14 protein-coding genes are annotated in these 16,553 nt (G+C 68.5%); 7 read left to right on the top strand and 7 right to left on the bottom strand.

Translation table 11 applies throughout. The annotated features are described in order from the left end of the window. Window positions 1-2 precede the first annotated feature (2 nt). Genes RTQ83_RS20555 through RTQ83_RS20565 form a run of 3 tightly spaced genes read left to right on the top strand, consistent with a single transcriptional unit; the run spans window position 3 to window position 2,324 of the window. A complete protein-coding gene (locus RTQ83_RS20555) occupies window positions 3-1,379 on the top strand; it encodes an ATP-binding protein (protein WP_312518709.1) in 1,377 nt (458 codons plus the stop codon). Further along, entirely contained in the window at window positions 1,366-1,914 is a 549-nt protein-coding gene (locus tag RTQ83_RS20560) for a response regulator transcription factor (protein WP_312518711.1), read from the top strand. The genes RTQ83_RS20555 and RTQ83_RS20560 overlap by 14 nt, the downstream gene beginning before the upstream one ends. Before the next feature lie 2 nt (window positions 1,915-1,916). Next, window positions 1,917-2,324 (top strand): c-type cytochrome, encoded by a 408-nt coding sequence (locus RTQ83_RS20565; protein ID WP_312518715.1) that lies wholly within the window; start codon window positions 1,917-1,919, stop codon window positions 2,322-2,324. Between the two features lie 3 nt (window positions 2,325-2,327). Here the strand turns inward: RTQ83_RS20565 and RTQ83_RS20570 are convergent, their stop codons facing one another. After that, complete coding sequence (locus tag RTQ83_RS20570) at window positions 2,328-3,092, bottom strand: ZIP family zinc transporter (protein ID WP_312518718.1); 765 nt, start codon at window positions 3,090-3,092, stop codon at window positions 2,328-2,330. Window positions 3,093-3,559: 467 nt separating this feature from the next. Between RTQ83_RS20570 and RTQ83_RS20575 the strand changes: the two genes are divergently transcribed. Then, window positions 3,560-4,798 (top strand): cation:proton antiporter, encoded by a 1,239-nt coding sequence (locus RTQ83_RS20575; protein WP_312518721.1) that lies wholly within the window; start codon window positions 3,560-3,562, stop codon window positions 4,796-4,798. Further along, the gene (locus RTQ83_RS20580; RefSeq protein WP_312518724.1) at window positions 4,785-5,909 is read left to right on the top strand and encodes a YbdK family carboxylate-amine ligase; all 1,125 of its coding nucleotides are present in this window, start codon (window positions 4,785-4,787) and stop codon (window positions 5,907-5,909) included. Before RTQ83_RS20575 ends, RTQ83_RS20580 begins: the two co-directional genes overlap by 14 nt. A 45-nt stretch (window positions 5,910-5,954) precedes the next feature. Here the strand turns inward: RTQ83_RS20580 and RTQ83_RS20585 are convergent, their stop codons facing one another. Further along, entirely contained in the window at window positions 5,955-6,443 is a 489-nt protein-coding gene (locus RTQ83_RS20585; protein ID WP_312518726.1) for a MarR family winged helix-turn-helix transcriptional regulator, read from the bottom strand. 154 nt (window positions 6,444-6,597) lie between these two features. On the opposite strand from RTQ83_RS20585, the gene RTQ83_RS20590 reads away from it, so the two are divergent. After that, entirely contained in the window at window positions 6,598-9,408 is a 2,811-nt protein-coding gene (locus tag RTQ83_RS20590) for an EAL domain-containing protein (RefSeq protein ID WP_312518729.1), read from the top strand. Window positions 9,409-9,518: 110 nt separating this feature from the next. Continuing rightward, window positions 9,519-12,068: a penicillin-binding protein 1A gene (locus RTQ83_RS20595; RefSeq protein ID WP_312518731.1), complete on the top strand. Its 2,550-nt coding sequence runs from the start codon at window positions 9,519-9,521 to the stop codon at window positions 12,066-12,068. Here the strand turns inward: RTQ83_RS20595 and RTQ83_RS20600 are convergent. The 5 genes from RTQ83_RS20600 to RTQ83_RS20620 form a co-directional block, all read right to left on the bottom strand. Further along, window positions 11,992-12,603 (bottom strand): M23 family metallopeptidase, encoded by a 612-nt coding sequence (locus tag RTQ83_RS20600; RefSeq protein WP_312518734.1) that lies wholly within the window; start codon window positions 12,601-12,603, stop codon window positions 11,992-11,994. The genes RTQ83_RS20595 and RTQ83_RS20600 overlap by 77 nt on opposite strands. 54 nt (window positions 12,604-12,657) lie before the next feature. Continuing rightward, window positions 12,658-13,545, bottom strand: a complete 888-nt coding sequence (locus RTQ83_RS20605; protein ID WP_312518737.1) for a DMT family transporter — start codon at window positions 13,543-13,545, stop codon at window positions 12,658-12,660. A 17-nt stretch (window positions 13,546-13,562) separates the two neighbouring features. Then, window positions 13,563-14,228: a hypothetical protein gene (locus RTQ83_RS20610; protein WP_312518740.1), complete on the bottom strand. Its 666-nt coding sequence runs from the start codon at window positions 14,226-14,228 to the stop codon at window positions 13,563-13,565. Between the two features lie 123 nt (window positions 14,229-14,351). Continuing rightward, window positions 14,352-15,191 carry a glucose 1-dehydrogenase gene (locus tag RTQ83_RS20615; RefSeq protein ID WP_312518743.1) on the bottom strand — a complete coding sequence of 280 codons (840 nt, stop codon included), beginning with the start codon at window positions 15,189-15,191 and terminating at the stop codon, window positions 14,352-14,354. A gap of 58 nt (window positions 15,192-15,249) precedes the next feature. After that, window positions 15,250-16,389: a mechanosensitive ion channel family protein gene (locus RTQ83_RS20620; protein WP_312518745.1), complete on the bottom strand. Its 1,140-nt coding sequence runs from the start codon at window positions 16,387-16,389 to the stop codon at window positions 15,250-15,252. Between the last annotated feature and the right edge of the window lie 164 nt (window positions 16,390-16,553).

The following is a 16,553-nucleotide window of genomic DNA, read 5'->3' on the forward strand; positions in this document are numbered from 1 at the left end:
TGATGCAATCACCGCTGGACTTTTTCGCCCGGGCGGCGCGCCTGTCGCCGTCCGCCGCCGCCGCGAACGTCGAATTCGCCGCCGGCCACAAGAACATGCTGCAGCTGATCGAGCTGCGCTGGATCGCCGTGGTCGGCCAGATCACCACCATCGCCGCCGCCATCAGCCTGTTCGGCATCGAACTGCCGCTAGTGCACATGCTGCAGGTGCTGGCCTGCCTGATCGCCTTCAACGTCGCCAGCCACCTGCGCTGGCACGAACGGCGTCCGGTCTCGAACGGCGAGATGTTCATGGCGCTGCTGGTCGACGTCTCGAGCCTGACCGTGCTGCTGTACCTGTCGGGCGGCACCACCAATCCGTTCGCCTTCCTGTACCTGCTGCAGGTGATCATCTCGGCGGTGCTGCTGGACGTGCTGTGGACCTGGTCGATCGTCGTGATCACGATCTGCTGCATGGCCGGCCTGGCCGCCTACGCCCAGCCGCTGGCGCTGCCGTTCGACCACGCGCGCGGCATGGCCAGCCTGTACGTGCAGGGCCTGCTGGTGTGCTTCGCACTCAATGCAGCGCTCTTGGTGCTGTTCATCTCGCGTATCTCGGATACGGTGCGCGACAAGGCGACCCAGCTGGCCGCGCTGCGCCAGCGCGCCGCCGAGGAAGAACACATCGTGCGCATGGGCCTCTTGGCCTCGGGCGCGGCCCACGAACTGGGCACGCCGCTGGCCACCGTCTCCGTGATCCTGGGCGACTGGAAGCGCATGGCGCCGTTTCGCGACAACCCGGAACTGCTGGGCGAGCTGACCGAGATGCAGACCCAGCTCAAGCGCTGCAAATCGATCGTCAGCGGCATCCTGCTGTCGGCCGGCGAGGCGCGCGGCGAATCGGCCGAACGCACCACCGTGCGCGCTTTTCTCGATGGCGTGGTCGAGGGCTGGCAGGCCAGCCGTCCGGTGCGCGCCTTCACGTACAATAACCGCATCGCCGACGACCTGCCGGTGGCATCCGATTCGGCGCTGCGCCAGACCATCGACAACCTGCTCGACAACGCGCTGGAAGCCTCGCCCGGCTGGGTCAGCCTGGATGCGTACATCGCCGACGGCAACCTGGTGGTGACGGTGTTCGACCGCGGCCCCGGCTTCGCGCCCGCCATGCTGGCCCAGCTGGGCAAACCCTACCAGTCGAGCAAGGGCCGCCCCGGCGGCGGCCTGGGCCTGTTCCTGGTGGTGAACGTGGTGCGCAAACTCGGCGGCACGGTCACGGCGCGCAACCGCGGACCGGGCGAGAGCGGCGACCCGGCCGATCGCGGCGGCGCCGAAGTCACGCTCACCCTGCCGATGTCGGCGATCGAACTGGAAGAGGAACTGAACGATGGACAAGCTTGAGTCCGCTGCACCGCTGCTGCTCATCATCGAGGACGACGAAGCGTTCGCGCGCACGCTGAGCCGCTCGTTCGAACGGCGCGGCTACCGCGTGATCGCCGCCACCGGCCACGACGAGGCGGCCGCGCTGCTGCAGGACCATACGCCGGGCTACGCCGTGGTCGACCTCAAACTGAAGGGCAATACCTCGGGCCTGGCCTGCGTCAACCTGCTGCACGAGCACGATCCGGACATGCTGATCGTGGTGCTGACCGGCTTTGCCAGCATCGCCACCGCGGTTGAGGCGATCAAGCTGGGCGCCGTACAGTACCTGGCCAAGCCGTCCGACGCCGACGACATCGAAGCCGCCTTCGGCCATATCGCCGGCAGCACCGATATCGAGGTGACGAATCGCTCGACCTCGATCAAGACCCTGGAGTGGGAACGCATCCACGCCGTGCTGGCCGAGACCGACTTCAATATCTCGGAAGCGGCGCGCCGCCTGGGCATGCACCGGCGCACGCTGGCGCGCAAGCTGGAAAAGCAGCGGGTGAAATAGGGATGCGGCGCCTCGCTTGTTTTCTCGGCCTGCTGGCGGTGCTGCAGGGCGGCGCCCACGCGGCCGACCGGGTCGATGCCGGCAAGCGCGTGTTCGCGCGCTGCCTCAATTGTCATGAAGTCGGCCCCAATGCGCGCAATATCTTCGGGCCGCAGCTCAACGGCGTACTGGGGCGCAAGGCCGGCAGCGTGCCCAACTACAGCTATTCGGCCGCGATGAAGAATTCGCGCGTGGTCTGGAACGAGCGTAACCTGGCCGCCTTCCTGCGCGACACCGACAAGATCATCCCGGGCAACAAGATGCGCTTCTTCGGCTTCTTCAGCCAGGGCCAGCTGGACGACCTGATGGTCTATCTGCGCGCCAATCCAGTGCCGGCAGTGCCGGCAGCGGCCGCGGCCCCGCGCAAATAACCTTCATCCACCGAGCTTGCTGAGCGCGAACGCCGCCAGGAAGCCCGCCACCGTGATCAGCCCGGCGAAGTCGTGCGTTTCGGCGAACGCTTCCGGGATCATGGTATCGACCACCATCGCCAGCACGCCGCCCGCCGCCACCGCCGTGGTCGCCGCCAGCATCTCGGGCGGAAACTGGTGGAACACGGTGAAGCCAAGCGTGGCCGCCAGCCCGGAGGCGAGGGCGATGCCGCACCAGATGCCATAGATGGCGCGCGGCGAGTGGCCGGCCCCCTTCATGCCCGCCGCGCTGGACAAGCCTTCCGGCAGGTTCGACAGGAACACCGCCACCACCATCGCCATGCTCACGCCGCCGCCGCCGAGCAGCGACAGCCCGATCACGATCGACTCGGGAATACCGTCGAGCAGGGCGCCGATGGCGATCGCCGTGCCGCTGCCGCCGCCGTCCTTGCGCTCCTGTGACTGGTGCTTCCCGGAGCGCTTGCGGTGGCGGGCACCGCGGTGCGCCAGCACCCAGTTGGCGCCGGTATAGATCAGGGCGCCGACCAGGAAGCCGGCGGCGGTGGCGGCAAAGCCGCCGGTCTCGATCGCCTCGTCCATCAGCTCGAACGACAGCGCCGAAATCAGCACACCGCTGCCGAAGGCCATGATGGCGGCTACCAGGCGTGGCGGCACCCGGAAGCGCACCCCGGCAAACGCGCCCAGCAGCAGCGCGCCGCCGGCCAGTGAACCCCACAGTCCCGCCTGCAGCCAACCGGGCATGTCCATACATTCTCCTTGTCGATTTCCCCGATGATAATATTGGGCGACGATAGGCCGCCGCACCTGATAAAACCGGCGCCGTGCAAGATACCGTGCTGCACTGCAAGATACGGCTTCGCGCCCGCTACCGCAGTGATATCGGCGCCATTGTGCTGCATCGCACAGGTGGCAGCGGCAATCAATGTAAACACATTTCCACAAATAGGGTTGCCTTCGTTATATTTCTAGGGCAATATAGCTAAGTGGCGACCGGCCCGCAGTTCCGGTTGCCCGATCAGCGATGAGGCGGCTCACACCGTTTCTTTTCGTCCCCCAGGCGTCCGCCGGGGGACATTTTTTCGACGGTCGACGCGCACTTCCCAGAGCGCAGCCGCGACCATGGCCTGACTGGTCCACCCGCCAGCCCCATGCCAGCCGGATCACCGCGCCGCGCGGCTACCCGCCGCTCCCGGTGCCCCTACCGGAGATGCTCCATGCGTGAATTGCTGTCCCTGACCGACGCCCTGGCCTGGCCGCTGGCACTGACGCTGGCCTGGATGGCCGGCGAGCTGCTGTACCGCTGGGCCTCGGTGCCGCGTATCGCGGTGTACGGCCTGTGCGGCTTCATTTTCGGCAATTTGGCGGCCGGCTACCTGCCACCGGCCTACGCCGACGCCTTCCTCATGCTGGCCAACCTGGGCTTTGGTCTGATGCTGTTCGAGCTCGGCTACCGCATCAACCTGCGCTGGCTGCGCATCAATCCCTGGCTGCCGCTCACGGCGCTGCTCGAATCGGCGCTGACCTGGGCCGCGGTGTACCTGGTGTCGCGCGCCTGCGGCGTGGCGCCGCTGTCGAGCTGCCTGCTGGCGGCGCTGGCCATGGCCAGTTCGCCTGCCGGCCTGCTGCGCGTCATCAACGAGGAGGGCGGTGCCGGCCAGGTGACCGAGCGCGCCATGCACCTGACCGCGATGAACTGCGTGCTGGCGGTGTTCGTCTTTAACGTCACGGTCGGGGTCGGCGTGTTCCAGACCTCGGGCGACGTAGTCCACGCCGGCTGGGCCGGGCTGGTGGTGCTGGCCGCATCCAGCGGCCTGGGCGCTGCTTTTGGCTTCCTGGTGCCGCTGTGGCAGCGCCTGGTCGGCCATGCGCGCGCCGACGCCACCCTGACCTTCGCCGTCGCCGTGTTCCTGCTGGTGGCGATCACCCACGTGCTGCGCCTGTCGCCGGTGCTGGCCGCGCTGACCTTCGGCCTGGTGGCGCGCCACCGCCGCATTACCCTCAGCCCGGCGCAGCGCAACTTCGGCGCCCTGGGTGACCTGCTGGCGGTGCTGCTGTTCTTTTTCGTGGCCACCACCGTCGAATGGTTCTCGGTGTTCGAAGGCTTCATGCTCGGCCTGCTCTTGCTGCTGGTGCGCGCACTGGTGAAGGTGGCGGTGTGCACGGCCACCGCGCGCGCGTCCGGCATTTCGGCGCGCAAGGGCGCGCTGACCGGGGTCGCCATCATGCCGATGGCGGTGTTCACCATCGTCATGGTGGAGCAGACCCGGCGCCTGGGCGTGGACCTGTTCGACAGCCTGGCGCCGCTGGCGGCGATGGCGATCCTGGCCGAGGTGCTGGCGCCGGTGCTGACCCAGCGCGCGCTGGCGGCGGCGCGCGAGTCGAGCCAGCATCCGGGCGCAAATCCGGGCACAAATCCGGAACAACCGAAGGAGAAGACCGATGCCGTTGCCTGAATTCGCCACTTCCTCGCCGCTCACGATGGGCGTCGAGCTCGAGCTGCAGCTGGTCGGCCTGTCCGACTTCGACCTGGCGCCGGCTTCGCCCGACATGCTGGACCTCTTGAGCCGCAAGCCGTTCCCGGGCGCGGTGACGCCGGAAATCACCCAGAGCATGATCGAGGTGAACAGCAGCGTGCACACGCACTACGCGCCGCTGGTGGAAGAACTGCGCCTGATCCGCGACACCCTGCTGGCAGCGGGTGACCGCCTGAACGTCGGCCTGGCCGGCGGCGGTACCCACCCGTTCCAGCAATGGTCGCAGCGCCGCATCTATGAAAAGCCGCGCTTCAAGGAAGTCTCGAGCCTGTACGGCTACCTGGCCAAGCAGTTCACCGTATTCGGCCAGCACGTGCACATCGGCTGCGGCAACGGCGACCAGGCGCTGTTCCTGCTGCATGCGCTGAACCGTTACATCCCGCACTTCATCGCGCTGTCGGCTTCGTCGCCCTTCCTGCAGGGCAGCGACACCGCGTTCCAGTCGGCGCGCCTGAACTCGGTGTTCGCGTTTCCGCTGTCGGGCCGGGCGCCGTTTCTCCTGAAGTGGGAGGACTTCGAGCGCGACTACTTCAAGCGCATGGAAGACACCGGCATCGTGCGCAGCATGAAGGACTTTTACTGGGACCTGCGCCCGAAGCCGGAATACGGCACCATCGAACTGCGCGTGTGCGACACGCCGCTTACGGTCGAGCACGCGGCGGCGCTGGCCGGCTATCTGCAGGCGCTGTGCAGCTATCTGCTGGAAGGCAACGAGCCCCCGCCGCGCGAGGACGACTACCTGGTCTACAACTACAACCGTTTCCAGGCCTGCCGCTTCGGGCTGGAAGGGTCGATCGTGCTGCCGCAGGCGCACGAGTCACGGCTGCTGCGCGACGATATCCTGGGCACGCTGGAGCGCATCGCGCCGCATGCCGAACGGCTCGGCGCGGGCGCGGCCCTGACGCACCTGGCGCAGGTGGCGCGCGACGGCGGCGACGCCTCGCAGCTGCGCGCGGTACACGAGCGCGAAGGCAGTGTCGAATCGCTGGTCAACCTGGCGCTGCGGCGCTTCCGCGGCGCCGACGCCTGAAGTAGAGCAGGGCGGCAGCAACTGCCGCTCGCCGACGAGGGTGGCTTACGACTGGCCGAGCGGAATCTTGCCGGCCGACTCGTCGGTGTCGAGCCGCTCGATCAGGCGCGCCAGATCCTGCTCCAGGCGCAGCAGGGTGTCGTCGTCGAGGCTGGCCAGGGCATTGGGCAGCACCCCGGCCAGCGGCGCCGGCGCGCGCAGCAGGATTTCTTTCCCCGGCGGCAGGATGCGCAGCGCCACGCTGCGCCGGTCGCTGCCTTCGCGCGCGGTGCCGACATAGCCGCGTTCGACCAGGCCGCGCACCAGGTTGCTGGCGGTGGACTGGTGGATGTCGAGCGCGCGTGCCAGGCTGGTGGCGCCGATGCCGGGCTGGCTGTCGATCACCGACAGCGCCCAGACCTGGGCTCCTCCCAGACCGGATTCGCGCTCGAGCTGGCGGAAGTGGGTCTTGACGGCGTTGAACACGATGCGGAACTGGCGCAACACGCGCTGCGGCGGTGCGTCCTTGGGCAAAAGAAGGGAATCAGGCGACATGGCATGATGATAATCCATCGGCGCCCGGCGCGCAGCCCGATCCCGAAATTCGGTCCTGGAGTAAATGTCGCAAAAGAATCCGACACTCGACGAGTGGCGATTTATCGCTCCCGCATTTGCGCCCGCGCGCACCGATCTGCGCTAGCATCGGCATATGCAACGCGCATCCGCCAGCACCAGCCAGGGCCGGGGCCGCGACCTGTCGCGCGCCGCGCTGGCCACCTGTGTGCTCGGCCTGGTCCTGACCGGCGCCCTGTGCGGCGCGGTGCGCAAGATGGAATACGAGCGCAGCCGCGCCGAGTTCGTGCAGCGCACCGCGGTACGGGTGGCCGGCGTCACGCGCGCCTTCGGCGAAGCCACCGATGCGCTGCGCGCCGTCAACCTGTTCTTCAGTGCTTCCACCGGCGTCACGCGCGCCGAGTTCGACGCCTTTGCCGCACCGATGGCGGCGCGCCACGACTACCTGCAGGCGCTGGTCTTTCACCGCTTCGTCAGCGATGCCGAGCGCCCGGCGTTCGAGGCCGAGCGCGCGCTCGGCTGGCCCGGCTTCGAGATCCGCGAGCGCGGCCCCGGCGGTACCCTGGTGCGCGCCGCGCGGCGCGAGCGCTACCTGGTCAACGACTACGTGTCGCCGATCGAGGGCAATGAAGTCACCTATGGCTACGACGCCTGGTCGTATCCGGTCCAGCGCAGCTACACTCAGCGCGCGATCGACAGCGGCGAACCGGCCTCGAGCCCGGTGATCGATCTGCTGCAGGGGGGCGGGCGCCGTCACGGCCTGTTGATCGTGCTGCCGGTGTACCGGCCGGGCGTGCGTCCCGCCAACATGGCCGAGCGGCGCGCCAGCGTGGTCGGCGACACCGAGGTGGTGCTCGATGTCGGCCTGCTGATCGGCGGTTCGCTGTCGGCGGTGCGCCTGCTCGACGGCAACGGGGTGGCGATGTCGCTGCGCGGTCCGGACGCGCACGGCAATATCGTTACCGCCTACCAGCACGGCACCCTGGCCGCGCCCGGCAGCCGCTGGGAGCAGCTGATCGACGGCATGGCGCTGCGCCACGTGGAAGAGTTCGATATCGCCGGCAGCCCGTGGCAGCTGGTGATCGAAGAACCGCCGGCTGCGCTGGCCAGCCACACCGCCGAGCTGGCGACGCTACTGCTGGGGGTGGTGCTGAGCGTCGCCGCCGGCGCGCTGGTGCAGGGCAGAGTCGCGCGCACGCGCCGTATCGAGGCCCTGGTCGAGCAGCGCACCGCCGCGCTCAATCGCGCCACCGGCGACCTGCGGCTGTACCGGCGCGCGATGGAGTCGGCGGCCAATCCGATTTTATTGGTCGACGCGCGCCGTCCCGGCTATCCGATCGACTACGCCAACCCGGCCTGCGAGCGCATGTTCCGGATTCCCGCGGCCGAGCTGGAAGGCCAGCCGCTCAAGACCCTGGCCGGACTGGATGCCGGCCTGCCGGCGGTGCAGGAGCTGCGCATGGCCCTGCACGAGGGGCGCCAGGGGCGCGCGCTGGTGACCCAGCGCACCCGCGACGGCGCCGAGCTGGTGAGCGACGTGCACGTGGCGCCGGTGCGCCAGCCGGGCGACGGCATCGATCACTTCGTGGTGATCGTCTACGACGTCACCACCGCCAAGCGCTACGAGGCCGAACTGGAGCACCGCGCCCATTACGATACGCTCACCGGCCTGGCCAACCGGGTGCTGCTGGCCGACCGCATCGAGCGCGCCATCGCCAGCGCCGGCGACACCCCGGTGTGGGTGGTGTCGCTCGACCTCGATCACTTCAAGCTGATCAACGACACGCTGGGCAGGCGCGCCGGCGACGACCTGCTGCGCGCGCTGGCCGCGCGCATCAAGGGCGCGCTGCGTCCGCTCGACACCGCGGCCCGAGTCGGCGGCGACGACTTCGTGCTGGTGCTGTGCGGCTGCGCCGACGAGCGCCAGGCGGCGGCCCGGATCCAGGCGGTGCGCGACGCCATCGCCGGCCCGCTGCAGGTGCAAGGGCAGCAGCAGCTGGTGTTCGGCTGCAGCGCCGGGGTGGCCGCGTATCCGGTCGACGGCGCCGATCCCGATACCCTGGTCAAGCATGCCGAGATCGCGATGTACCGCGCCAAGAGCGGCGGGCGCAACGGCGTGCAGTTCTACGCGCCGTACATGAACGCCCAGGCCTTCGACCGCCTGGCGCTGGAAGGCGCGCTGCGCCACGCGCTGCAGGAAGGCCAGTTCGAGCTGCACTTCCAGCCCCAGGTGGACCTGTCGAGCGGGCTGGTGGTGGGCACCGAAGCGCTGATCCGCTGGCGCCACCCGCTGCTCGGCACGGTGCGCCCGGACCGCTTCATCGCGCTGGCCGAAGAGACCGGCCTGATCGTCCCGATCGGCGCCTGGGTGCTGCGCGCCGCCTGCCTGCAGAACCGGCGCTGGCAGCGTGCCGGCTACGGTCCGCTACGGGTGGCGGTGAATCTGTCGGCGCGCCAGTTCGCCGAGCCCGACCTGGTGGCGACCGTGGCCCGGGTGCTGGAAGAAACCGGGCTGGCTCCCGATTCGCTCGAGATCGAGCTGACCGAAAGCATGATGGTGACCGACGTCGAGGCTGCGATCCAGACCATGCTGTGCCTGAAGGGGATGGGCGTCAAGATCTCGATCGACGACTTCGGCACCGGCTACTCGAGCCTGTCGTACCTGAAGCGCCTGCCGGTGGACGTGCTCAAGATCGACCGCTCCTTCGTGCACGACATCGCCGGCAGTGCCGACGGCGCGGCGCTGGTGCACGCCATCGTCTCGCTCGCGCACGGCCTGCGCATGGGGGTGATCGCCGAGGGCGTCGAGACGATCGAGCAGCTCGACTACCTGCGCGGCTGCGGCTGCGACGAGGTGCAGGGCTATATCTACGGCCAGCCGCAGACGGTGGAAGCGCTCGAGCCGCTGCTGCGCGCGCGCCGCGCCGAGCCGGTGCCGACGGTGTGATCCGGCGCGGGGTCGGGCGCTGATCCGAGCCGAACCGTGGCGCGCTTGGCGGTCGGCCCGGGTCGGCTATACTTGCCGGATATTGACGAATTTGCAGGCAAGGACGACGCGTGGACCAGCACCAGGAGAACAAGAACACCGACCAGGAACATGAAGCGCCAACCGCCGCGCGCAGCGATTCCCCGTCCCGGGCCAACGATCTCAAGGAGCGCCTGCAGCGCGGTGCGCGGCGCCTGTTCGCCGCCGCCTCGACCGGCGCCGGCGCGGTCCACGCCGGCGCGCGCCAGCGCCTGCATGGCCGTCCGCTGCCGGTCAAGATCGCACTGCTGGCGCTGTGGAGCGCGGCCGCCGGCCTGTCGGCCTTCTTCGTCTGGCTCTTGGTGCTGATCCCGCTTACGCCCGGCATCGACGACCTGCAGCAGGCCAGCTCCTCGCGCCCGAGCGTGATCCTCTCGAGCGACGGCAAGAAGCTCGGCACCTTCGAGCAGGGCCTGCAGGAGCGCGTCAAACTGTCGCAGATCTCGCCGCACGTGGTCGACGCCCTGATCGCCACCGAAGACCACCGCTTTTACGGTCACCACGGGGTCGACTTCCGGCGCGTCGCCGGCGCGGCCTGGGCCACCTTGAAGGGCGACTCGCAGGGCGGCTCGACCATTACCCAGCAGCTGGCGCGCAATATGTTCCCCAAGGAGATCGGGCGCAGCCGCAGCATCAACCGCAAGATGAAGGAACTGATCACCGCGATCAAGATCGAGAACACCTACAGCAAGACCGAGATTCTGGAAGCCTACCTGAACACGGTGCCGTTCCTGTACAACGCCTACGGTATCGAGATGGCGGCGCGCACCTATTTCGGCAAACCGGCCTTGAAGCTGGACGTTCTGGAAGCAGCTACCCTGGTCGGCATGCTGAAGGGCACCCACTACTACAATCCGGTGACCAAGCCGGAGCGCTCGCGCGCGCGCCGCAACGTGGTGCTGGGCCAGATGCGCAAACACGCGGTGATCAGCGAGGCGCGCTACCAGGCGCTGGTGAAACGTCCGCTGCGCCTGCGCTTCGCGCGCCTGCCGGACCGCAGCGGCAAGGACAACCACTTCACCGCCTACGTGCGCAAGTGGCTGCAGGAGTGGGCCGACGAGAACGACTACGACCTGCAGCTCGACGGCCTGGTGGTGCGCACCACGCTCGACGCCAATCTGCAGGCGGCGGCCGAGCGCGCGGTGGAGCGCCAGGCCAGCACGCTGCAGGCGATCGCCGACGTCGAGTGGGCGCTGCCGAGCGTGGCGCGCTCGACCTCGACCGGCATGTACACCTCGATGCGCTCCAGCCTGGAGCCGTTCAGGTACTACTGGAATTCGCATCCGCAGATCCTCGACGCGTTCGTGCGCGAAAGCGGCGAATACCGGCGCGCGGTGGAAGAGGGCGAAGCCCCGGCGGCGGCGCTCAAGCGCCTGAAGGGCGACCGTAAATTCCTGGCCGCCCTGAAAAGCGCCAAGGCGCGCCTGGAAGCCGGCTTCGTCGCGGTCGATCCGACCAATGGCGAGGTGCGCGCCTGGGTCGGCAGCCGCGACTTCGACAAGGACCAGTTCGACCACGTAGCGCAGGCCGCGCGTCAGCCAGGATCGACCTTCAAGCCGATCGTGTATGGCGCCGCACTGGAACGCGGCATTGCGCCGGACCAGGCCTACCGCGACGTGGTGCAGGAATTCCGCGGCGCCGGCGGCAGCGTCTGGAAGCCGACCGACATGAGCGGCAACAGCGGCCGCCTGATGCCGATGAGCGAAGGCCTGGTGTTTTCAAAAAACACCATCACCGCCCAGGTGATGCAGGAAGTCGGGGTGCAGCCGGTGGTGCGCCTGGCGCAAAGCATGGGCATCCGCCAGAGCAAGCTGGAAGCGGTGCCGTCGCTGGCGCTGGGCACCAGCCCGGTCACGCTCCTGGAGATGGTCAGCACCTATTCCACCATCGCGGCCCAGGGCCAGTACCACAAGCCGGTGATCGTGCGCAGCATCGAAGACCGCGACGGCCAGGTGATTGCCGACTTCAGCACCGGCGCGCCGGAACGCGCCATGTCGCAGCAATCGGCCATCGCGCTGATCGACATGCTGCGCGGCGTGGTCAACCGCGGCACCGGCGGCGGCGTGCGCTACCGCTTCGGCATCTATGGCGACGTGGCCGGCAAGACCGGCACTACCCAGAACAACACCGACGGCTGGTTCATCCTGATGCACCCGAACCTGGTGGCGGGCGCCTGGGTCGGCTTCAACGACAACCGCGTGACGATCCGCAGCACCTACTGGGGCCAGGGCGGGCACAACGCGGCGCTGCTGGTGGGCGACTTCTTCAAGAGCGCGCTGGAAGGCGGCAGCATCGACGCCCAGGCGCTGTTCCCGGGTGGACGCAAGCCGGAGCCGCGCCGTTACGAGGAGCCGCCGGAAGAAGTGTTCGAGGTGCCGGACGAATTCGGCGCCGAGGAGGCGATCGAGGTGATCGAACCGGTCGAAGCGCCGCCGGTGGAATCGTCGCAGCCGATCGAATCGTTCGAGCCGGTCGACGTGCCGCCGCCGGATGTGCCGCCACCACCTACTTATCAGGGGCAGAGCCAGAACCCGTCCCCGGGCGAACCGGCGCGGATCGATCCGCGCCAGGAGCTGTACTGAGCGCGGCAGTCCTGGCAGGCTGGGCGCGCAGCAACGGATAGGGATTGATCGCGCCGCCGCTTTCGTACACGCCGTAATGCAGGTGCGGCGGGGTGCCGGCGGCGTTGCCGGTGTTGCCGACATAGCCCAGCACGTGGCCGGTCTCGATGCGCATGCCGGCCGTCACGCCGGCATAGCGGTCCAGGTGGGCATAGTAATGACGCTGGCCGCCCGGTCCCATCACCCACACCACCAGCCCGCCCAGGCGGTTGGTGCCGACCCGCATCACGATGCCCTCGGTGCTCGATTTCACCGGCGTGCCGCGCCTGGCGAAGATGTCGATGCCTTCGTGCTTGCGGCCTTCGCTGCGCGCGCCGTGCCAGGTATCGCGCAGCTCGCGCCGCAGCACGCCCTCGACCGGCATCGCCAGCGCGTCCGGCGTCGGCATCGCCGTCAGGCGCGCCGTGTACATGGCGCGTTCGATGGCCGGCTCCAGCAGGCCCCAGCCCAGGATCAGGAAAGTCGCGACGAAGAGGCTGCGCAGGAAGGTTCGCATGGCGGGTCCGCAAATGTGGTCATGCAAGCCACATGGGGTCGCCCGTCCGGATTGCTACCTCGGCGCCGCCTTCTTCGCACTGAGCATCACCCAGGCCACGCCGGCCAGCGTCGCCAGTCCTGCGCCGACGCTCCACGCGCTCATCCGCTCGCCCAAGAACAGCAGGCCCATGACGGCGCCGATCACCGGTACCGACAGCTGCACCGCGCCGGCGCCAATCGCGCTCAGGCGGCTGCGCACCCAGTACCAGACTGCGTAGCCAAGGGCCGAGGTGATGCTGCCGGAAACGACGGCGTAGGCCGCGCCCAGCGGGTCGAACACCAGCGCATCGCGCTGGAGCAGCAGCAAGGCCAGCGCCAGCGGCACCGCCAGCAAAAAGCTGGCGGCGGTATTAATTACCGGCGGCCCGGCCGTCCGTCCGAGCAGCGAAAAGCCGCCCCAGGCGCAGCCGGCCAGCGCCATCAGCAGCGCGGCGCCAAGCGGCGGGCTGGATGCCGACGGCAGCAGGAAGGCGGCCAGCCCGCCCAGCGCCAGCAGCAGGCCGGGCACGCTGGCGCGTTCGCCTTTCACCAGGCCATAGCCGATCATGACCAGCTGGGCCGAGGCGAACAGCACCAGCGCGCCGGCGCCGGTGCCGATGTCGCGGTAGGCAAAGGAAAACGCCGCCGCATAGACGAACAGCAGGGCGGCCGAGTACGGCGCGCCGCGCGGCAGTGCAAGCGGCTGGCGCTGCAGCCGCGCGATGGCGAGCAGGGTGAGTGCGCCGGCGATGATGCGGATCGCCGTGAAGCCGGCGGCGTCGATGGCGCTGGTCTGGAACGCGAGCCGGGCCAGCAGCGAGTTGGCGGCGAAGGCCAGCATCGCCACCGCGGTGAGGACGACAATGAGCGTGCGCCGTGTGGTCGCGGCGGGTTCGGACGGGGAGGCGGCGCTGTGGTTCATGGCGGCATCTGGTTTCGCTACTCCGGCAGTATGCCATGGCCGCCGGGGCGCGAGGGTGTTGCGGTTAACGGCACGAACTGGAGCGAACGGCGACCGTTATAGCGCGGAGCACCCGGCAGGATGCGGTACACCGCCTGTGCCCGCGCTACCGGCTTGCCGTCCGCAACCGGGCTGAAGTCGCCGTTGCCGGCCGTGTGCCGCACGTAGCGCACGACCTGTCCGCCGGCGACGAATGCCAGCGACATCTCGCCGTCGTCGCCTGACTCGAACGGAACCACCCTGGAGCAGGCGCCCGGCGCAACCCCGAGGATGCTGCATACATGGCTGCGCGGCGCATACGGGCCGAACACATGGACGTAATCCCACTCGCCGGGAACCGCGTCGGCCAGGCGCAACGTTCCGTCGCTCGACTCGAGTTCCAGTTTCCAGATCTTTTGGCTGATATCGTCTTGCCCGGGCATCACCCAAACTGCCACGGCAGCGAATGCCAGGCAAATCAGCAGGATCGTTCCCGCGCAGAAGGCGATGATGGCGCGGCGCGCCAGTTCGGCGGGTCGGCTCACCGGCTGATCCGCGCGCATGCGGCGGCCGTCGAGGGCAATGAAGTATAGGTATGCATTGTGGAGCGGGAGCCGGTTCTGCAAGTGCGAACATGGCAGGAAGCAGTGGAAGTGTTGCGCCATGCCGGGCAATGCGAATTGTACCTTGCCCGATCCGGGGTGCAAGCCGGGAAGCGCAGCGCGCCGCGCCGAACACGCGGCGTCGGAACCGCAGGAGGCCCGCCCGCAGCGAGCCTCCCAATGGGATTACAGGATCGGCGTGCCGCCGGTGACGGCGATGCGCGCGCCCGAGATGTAGCTCGCTTCGTCCGAGGCCAGCATCACGAACGCCGGCGCGACTTCCTTCGGCTGGCCGGCGCGCTTCATCGGCACCTGGCTGCCGAAGCTCTCGACCTGGTCGGGCGGCATGGTCGAGGGGATCAACGGCGTCCAGATCGGGCCCGGCGCCACCGAGTTGGCGCGGATGCCTTTGTCGGCCAGCAGCTGGGCCAGGCCGGCGGTGAAGTTGGCGATCGCGCCCTTGGTGGTGGCGTAGGCCAGCAGGGTCGGCACCGGTTTGTCCGAGTTGATCGAAGTGGTGTTGATGATCGAGGAACCCGGCTTCATGTGTTTCACCGCTGCCTTGCAGGTGTGGAACATGGCGCTGATATTGACCTTGAAGGTGTGGTCCCATTCCTCGTCAGGGATGTCTTCGATCGATTCGTGCGACATCTGGAAGGCGGCGTTGTTGACCAGCACGTCGATGCGGCCGAATTCCTGCACCGCCTTGTCGATGATGGCGCGGCAGTGCGCCGGGTCGGCCAGGTCGCCCGGCACCAGCACGGCGCGGCGGCCGGCTTCCTCGACCAGGCGTGCGGTCTCCCTGGCGTCGTCATGTTCGTTGAGGTAGGAAATCAGGACGTCGGCGCCTTCGCGCGCGAACGCCAGCGCGACCGCGCGCCCGATGCCGCTGTCGGCGCCGGTGATCACGGTGGCCTTGTCCTGCAGGCGGCCGGATCCGCGGTAGCTGGATTCGCCGTGGTCGGCCTGCGGGGTCAGTTCCTTCTCGCTACCTGGTGGTTGCTGCTGTTGCGGTGGCATGTTCATACAGTCGCTCCTTGTCGAGAGGTTGGTCGGTGGTGGTGCAATGAAAGGCCAGTGTGGATCAGTGTGCAAAATGACGTAGCGCGCCTGCGCCGTCGTCCGCTTCGGCATCGCTGTCGGTGGCGGGCCGTGGCTGGTCCTGCAGCTCGCGCACCAGCAGCGGCTGCGGACGCGGGCCGGTCGAGATGCCGAGTTCCTCGAACAGGCGCATGGCGTCGAAATTGATGGCCTGCTGGACGTCCATGTAGCGGTTGTAGTTCGCGTCCTGCATGATGTAGACCACTTCGTACTCGAGCCAATTCGGGTCGACGGTCTTCAGGTGCGCGCGGTCGAATCTGGCGATCTCGTTCTTCTCGACGATGGCGCGCAGGCGCTCGGGCACCTGCTCGGCCAGTTCCACCGGCGTGGTCGGATTGACGCGCAGCGAGAACAGGATGCGGCGCGTATTCATGCGCTTGAAGTTGAACACCGTCTGGCGCAGCATCTCGGCGTTGGCGATCACGATCTGCTCGCCGCCGAGAGCGCGGATGCGGGTGGTCTTCAGGCCGACGTGCTCGATGGTGCCGGCGTTGCCGCCGACCGAGACGAAGTCGCCCACCTCGAACGGCTTGTCGGCCGCGATCGACAGCGACGCCAGCAGGTCGCCCAGCACCGTCTGCACCGCCAGCGCGATGGCGATGCCGCCGATGCCGAGGCTGGCCACGAAGGTGGTGACGTTGATGCCGAGATTGGCCAGCAGGGTCAGGCCGAAGATCACCCAGACGATGGTCTGCAGCAGCCAGCGCATCAGGGTATGGGCTACGGTGAACGTGGGCGCGGCGCCGCTGCGGCCGTTCAGGCGCACATACTGGTGAATGCCGACCGTGACCGCGCGGTGCAGGTAGAGCGCGATCTGGATCCCGAGCGTGAAGAACCACAGATGCGCCACGCGCCCGTTCCACGGTTCGGGCAGGTCGAGCACCGACAGGCCGACCAGGGCGGCGGTGACGGCGATCGCCAGGCCGCTGGTGCGCGCCAGCGTCTTGCGCAGCACCTCGGCCAGCGGCCGGTGCGCGCGCTCGTCGCTCAGGGCGCCCAGGCGCTTGCGGGTGATCGAGACCGCGCCCTGCATCAGGACGAAGCTGAGGGCCGCCGCCAGCAGGGCGACGACGGCATTGGTGAGCGTGATGTCGAACGATTCGATATAGGTGTGGAGATTCATCCGGACTCCTTGCAAGGGGAGTGCCGGCGCACGGGCCGACAGCAGGGTTTTGGCCGATGGGCGGCATGCGGCGCATGCGCACCGCATGCTCACACTGCATGCCACCAGGGCATAGCTTGGCGGCGCCGGTCGATGCCGGCGCGGCAGAAATAATCGAAGGCGCG

It is taken from the genome of Massilia sp. (assembly GCF_031995545.1).
Classification (GTDB): domain Bacteria; phylum Pseudomonadota; class Gammaproteobacteria; order Burkholderiales; family Burkholderiaceae_D; genus Telluria.